Source organism: Pseudomonas sp. 2VD, from assembly GCF_005503585.1.
GTDB lineage: Bacteria > Pseudomonadota > Gammaproteobacteria > Pseudomonadales > Pseudomonadaceae > Pseudomonas > Pseudomonas aeruginosa.
The window spans coordinates 1-5,606 of the sequence record NZ_SCND01000382.1; the positions used below are offsets into that span (position 1 = coordinate 1).

General features: G+C 70.4%; 5 protein-coding genes. All 5 read left to right on the forward strand.

Annotated elements, in window-relative coordinates; all coding sequences use genetic code 11:
- Positions 1–378: hypothetical protein (locus tag FFS27_RS27640; protein WP_171019244.1), on the forward strand; the 378-nt coding region annotated here is incomplete at its 5' end.
- Positions 362–1,210 carry a class I SAM-dependent methyltransferase gene (locus FFS27_RS27645; protein WP_023101305.1) on the forward strand — a complete coding sequence of 283 codons (849 nt, stop codon included), beginning with the start codon at positions 362–364 and terminating at the stop codon, positions 1,208–1,210. The genes FFS27_RS27640 and FFS27_RS27645, both read left to right, overlap by 17 nt.
- A 91-nt stretch (positions 1,211–1,301) precedes the next feature.
- The gene (locus FFS27_RS27650; RefSeq protein ID WP_009315674.1) at positions 1,302–3,953 is read left to right on the forward strand and encodes a TonB-dependent receptor; all 2,652 of its coding nucleotides are present in this window, start codon (positions 1,302–1,304) and stop codon (positions 3,951–3,953) included.
- Positions 3,954–3,965: 12 nt separating this feature from the next.
- The gene (locus FFS27_RS27655) at positions 3,966–5,045 is read left to right on the forward strand and encodes an LLM class flavin-dependent oxidoreductase (RefSeq protein ID WP_023101304.1); all 1,080 of its coding nucleotides are present in this window, start codon (positions 3,966–3,968) and stop codon (positions 5,043–5,045) included.
- A partial coding sequence (locus tag FFS27_RS27660; RefSeq protein WP_137952347.1) for an MFS transporter occupies positions 5,042–5,606 on the forward strand: 565 nt, incomplete at its 3' end. The genes FFS27_RS27655 and FFS27_RS27660, both read left to right, overlap by 4 nt.

The window sequence follows — 5,606 nt, forward strand, 5'->3', positions numbered from 1 at the left end:
GCCACCGCGCGGATCTATCGCGCGCTGGAACCGGCGGGACGGTGCGATCCGGCCAGCGCCGCCGACCGCCTGGCACGCCAGGCCGCGCTCTACGGTTCGCGTTTCGAGGTGCAGGCCGAGGCTGGCGGGCGCGCGGTATTCCACAACCGTCACTGCGCGATCTGGGACTACCGCGAGCGCGCCCGCGCCCGAGGCGTGCCGATCACCCTGGAGTCGGCCTGCACCTATTGCACCAAGCTGCTGTCGGCGTTCGTCGCCGCCAGCGATTGCCGCGCCGACTGGCGGCTCTACGAAGAGCCGCAAGGCCACGGCTGCGTATGGACCATCACGGCGGACAGCCTCAACCAAGGAGCAGGCGTACATGAACGCGATCATTGAACAGGCGCGCAGCCTGGACGGCTACCAGGATTCCAGCGAACTGCTGCAACGTCGCGACCAGGACTGGGTGCTCGACCGCGCCGGCATCGAGCCGCGCAGCCTGCTCGATCTCGGCTGCGGCATCGGCTCGCTGCTGCTCGGCGCCGCCCGGCGCTGGCCCGGCCTGCAACGGTTGTGGGGCATCGAGCGTTCGCCGCTGCGCCTGGAGCAGGCGCGCGCGCAGTTGCGCGGGGCTGGCGTCGAGGCGCGTCTGCTGGAGGGCGACCTGCTCGACCTGCCGCCGCTGGCGGAACGCTTCGAGCTGATCAGCATGACCGCCGTGCTGCACTGGCTGTATCCCGACGAAGAGCGGCTGTTCCGGTGGGTCGCGCGGCACCTCGAGGCGCAGGGGGTATTCCTGTTCACCTCGCACCATCCGTTCGCCGAGGATGGCCTCGGCGGCGAGGACGACCTGGTCGCCCAGGCCCTGGTCGAGATGGGCCTGGCCGCGCCGGAGCGGGTGGCGGCGCTCTACGCGGAAGTCGGGCTGCTGCCGATGGGCACCCGCACCCGTGGCCGGGAGGCGTTGCGCGAACGCGTCGAACGGCACTTCCGGGTCGACTCCATCGTCTCCCGCCCGGCGGCCCTGCGCGTCGCCGACTCCGCCGAGTACCAGCGTTTCCACGCCGCCACCTTCGGCACCTATTTCGCACCGCTGGTGCCGGCGACGCGCCTGGAGGAATTCTTCGTCCGCCTCGGGCGGATCGCCGAGCGGCGCATGCAGGCCGACGGACAGGTCAGCGAAATCCCGGTCAGCGTCTGGCGCTGCCGGGCGCGGGAGGGCGAGGCATAACCTTATGCGCAATCGGTCTGCCGCGCGGCTGAAAATCGGTACGGGCAATTGCACTCGGTGGCATCCGCAACCGCTCAAGGATGAACCGACCATGCCCAACCCGCGTTCGCCACGTCTTCGACTCGTCCCCGTGCTCTGCGCGGTCGGCCTGGCCTGCCTTGGCCAGCCCGGCGAGTCGGCGGCAGAGGAGGTCCGCGCCACCAGCCGCGCCGAGATCCAGCGCTTCGACATCCCGGCCGGCGAACTGGCCCAGGTACTGCTGAGCATCGTCCGCCAGAGTCGCACCCCGATCGCCTTCGACCAGCACCTGGTGGAGGGCCTGCCGGCACCGGCGATCCAGGGCTCCTACAGCGTCGAGCAGGCGCTGCAGCGGGCCTTGCAGGGCAGCGGCCTGGAATACAGCCGCAGCGCCGCCGGGGTGCTCAGCCTGCAACGCGCCACAGCGCCGGATGCCGCGCTGCCGGCGGCGAAGCCCGCCGGGACCCTGGCCACGGTGGTGGTCACCGGCACCCGCAAGGCCGATGTCAAGGCCGGCGAGAGCCTGGCACCGATCGATGTGGTCAGCGCCGAGCAATTGCGCGACAGTGGCAGCGGCGACCTGCGCGACGCCCTGGTGCGCCTGCTGCCCTCGCTGTCGCGCCAGGCCCAGGCCTACAACGCTTCGGCGCTGACCAACGCGCAGTCGCTGCGCGGCCTGAGTCCCAACCACGTGCTGGTGCTGGTGAACGGCAAGCGCCGCCACGAGACCGCCAATATCAATGTCAGCGGCGGGCTGCAGAGCGGCTCCACCGGGGTCGACCTGGACACCATCCCGCTCGCCGCCATCGAGCGCATCGAGGTGCTGCGCGACGGCGCCTCGGCGCAGTACGGCTCGGACGCCATCGCCGGGGTGATCAACGTCATCCTCAAGTCGGCCGACCACGGCGGCCGGCTCGCCTACGACAACGGTCGCTACGGCGATGGCGACGGCCTGACCCAGAACGGCGGGGTGAATGGCGGCCTGCGTTTCGGCGAGAGCGGTTTCCTCAACCTCAGCGCGCAGTTCCGCGAGCAGGCGCGGACCATCCGCGCAGGCATCGACCAGCGCACCGGGCGCTACGGCAACCCGTCCATCGGCGACCCTTCGCTGCACCGCCAGGCGCTGGCCTACAACGCCGGCGTGGCGCTGGACGACAACGTCGAGCTGTACAGCTTCGCCACCTATACCCATCGCTCGGTGTCCTCGGCGCAGATCTACCAGTTGCCGTCCTTGGCGCCGCGGCTCTATCCGAACGGCTTCACCCCGCGCATCACCAGCGACGAGGACGACTATTCGCTGACCCTCGGCGCCCGTGGCGGCGAGCTGTTCGGCGCCTGGGACTGGGACCTCAGTTCGACCTACGGTGCCGACCGCCCGGAGATCGGCATGGACCATTCGATCAACCTCGCCCTCTACGGCGAGACCGGCGATTCGCCGCGCTCCTTCGACCTGGCGCGCTACAAGGCCACCCAGTGGACCAACAATCTCGACCTGCGCCGCGACTTCGACCTCGCCTGGCTGCCGGCGCCGCTGAATTTCTCCTGGGGCCTGGAGCAGCGCCGCGAGCTCTACGAGGTCGAGGCCGGCGATCCCTGGTCCTACTACAACGGCGGTTCCAAGGCACTCCCCGGGCAGGCGCCGGCCAGCGCCGGACAGTGGAGCCGCGACGTGCTCGGCGCCTATCTCGACCTGTCCACCGCCCTCGGCGAGGGTTGGCAACTGGAGACGGCGGCGCGCTACGAGCACTACAGCGACTTCGGCAGCACCACCAACGGCAAGCTCGCCAGCCGCTACCGCTTCAGCCCCGAGGTGTCGGCGCGGGCCAGTCTCAGCAGCGGCTTCCGCGCACCGTCGCTGGCCCAGGAGAACTACACCAGCCTGGGTGTCTCGCCGACCATCGCCAGCGGCCTGCTGGCGGTCAACTCGCCGGCGGCCAGGCTGCTCGGCGCCGAGGACCTGGAGCCGGAAAAGTCGATCAGCTACAACCTCGGCCTGGTGCTCGATCCCTTGCCGGACCTGAACCTGGCCATCGACGCCTATCGCATCGAGATCCGCGACCGCATCGTCGACGGTGCCACCTATTCCGGACAGCCGGCGATCGATGCGCTGCGCGCCGGCGGGATCAGCATCCCGGCCGGACTGACCCAGGTCAGCACCCACTACATGACCAACGGCGCCGACACCCGTACCCACGGCCTCGACCTCACCGCCAGCTACCTGACCCGGCTCGGCGAGTGGGGCCGGATCGACTGGCGCCTGGGCGCCAACGTCAATCGCACGAAGCTGGTCAGGAATCATCGCGGGCGCAACGGCCAGCCGCTGCTCAACGACCAGCAGCAGGCCTGGATCACCAGCTCCACGCCGCGCAGCCAGGTCAGCCTGCAGGCCGACTGGAGCTACCGGCGCTGGGGCCTGACCCTGCGCGAAACGCGCTACAGCAAGACGGTTTCCGAACTGGACTACTACACCGGCGAGCATGCCTATTCGACCACGGTCTTCAACCGCTTCGAGAACTCGCCCAAGTACATCACCGACGTCGCCCTGCGCTATGCGGCGAGCCGCAACCTGACCCTGAGCGCCGGGGCCAACAATCTGTTCGACGTGAAGCCCGACAAGCTGCCGGCCGAGAGCGCCTACCTCGGCTTCAACCAGTACGACACCTATGCCTCGCAGATCAGCTTCAACGGGGCCTTCTACTACCTCGGCGCGGCCTACACCTTCTAAGGAGGACGAACCATGAGCATCGAACTGCGCGGCGGCGTGCGCGCCTCCGCGGTCATCGGCGACAGTGCCTTCGCCCGCCAGGCCGCGCGTTTCCTGCCGGACACCCGCAGTCGCGCGGTGAGTGCCTTCGACATCCAGCAGAAGGCCCGCCTGGAAGAGGCGGACGGCCTCGACGGCGCGCTGTTCACCGTTTCCGCTGCCTGGCCCGACCCCTGGCTGGTCGCCGGCTGGGCTTTGGCCGCGGCGCCGCGCCTGCGCGCCACCGTCGCGCACCGACCGGGGAGCGCCCAGCCGACCGTTGCCGCGCGCGCCCTGGCCACTCTCGACGGCCTGTCCAACGGGCGCGCCGGCGTACATCTGGTGATCGGCTCCAGCGACGCCGACGTGCGCCGCGACGGCGACTTCGCCGACAAGGACGAACGCTACCGGCGCGCCGTGGAGTACCTGGAGGTCTTCACCCGCGCCCTGGAAAGCCGCGACCCCTTCGACTACCACGGCGAGTTCTACCGGCTGGAGGACGCCGGCAGCGGCTTCCTGCCGATCCAGCGGCCGCGCCCGCCGCTATCCGTTGGCGGCTCCTCGGCGCAGGCACAACGCCTGGCGGTGCGCTTCGCTGACGTCTACGCCGGCCACTTCGCCAGCCCCACGCAGACCGCGGAGCTCAAGCGCAGGCTGAACGAGGAGGCGGCGGAGCAGGGCCGGCGGCTGAAGTTCTGGAAGCACTTCCAGGTGATCCTCGGCGACAGTCCGGCGGCGGCCCGGGACATCGCCGAGCACTACCGCCAGGCCGCCTTCGAACTGCTTCTGGCACGGCCCCTCGACGAACTGGCGGCATCGCCGCAGGTCGCCCGCGACGGCGAGCGCGACCGGCTCGCCCGGCTGGAGCCGGAGGCCTTGCGCGAATGGGTGGCGAATACCGTGCAGCGCAGCTTCGCCGGGGTGCTGGTGGGCAGCGTCGGCGAGGTGGCGGAACAGATCCTGGCCTTTCATCGCGCCGGCATCGAGATCGTCCAGCTCGAGGCCACCACCGAGAACGCCGAGGACATCCGCTTGCGCCGCCAACTGATCGAGCGTCTGAGGCGCGACGCATGAGCGGCGTCGCCCGCGAGGCCATGGAGGACGTCGCGCCGGCGCCTGCCGTCGGCGAGTTCGGCGTGGCCAGTTGTGGGGTGCTGCTGGCCTCGGTAGTGGGGGTGATCTTCGGCCCCACCGGGCTGGTGATCAGCAGCTTCTCGCTGTTCATCGAGCCGATCGCCGCCGACCTGGACTGGGACCGCGGCCAGTCGGCGCTGCCGGTGACCCTGCTGGGCCTGGCGGTAGCCCTGAGCAGCCCGCTGAAGGGCTGGCTGGTGGATCGCTGGGGCGCGCGCGCCCTGGTCCTGCCGCTGACCGCCGCGCTGGCCCTGTGCCTGGCCAGCCTGGCGCTGGCGCGCAGCGGCTGGCAGCTATACCTGCTGTTCGCGCTGCTCGGCCTGCTGACGCCGGGCAACATTCCCTATGCGCGGATTCTCGGCGGCTGGTTCGAGCGTCGTCGCGGCGCGGCCTACGGCATCCTCGGACTCGGCTTCGGCGTCGGCGGGCCGCTGGCGCTGTACCTGGGCAGCGCCTGCATCGACGCCTTCGGCTGGCGTGCCACCTTCCTCGTCTATGGCC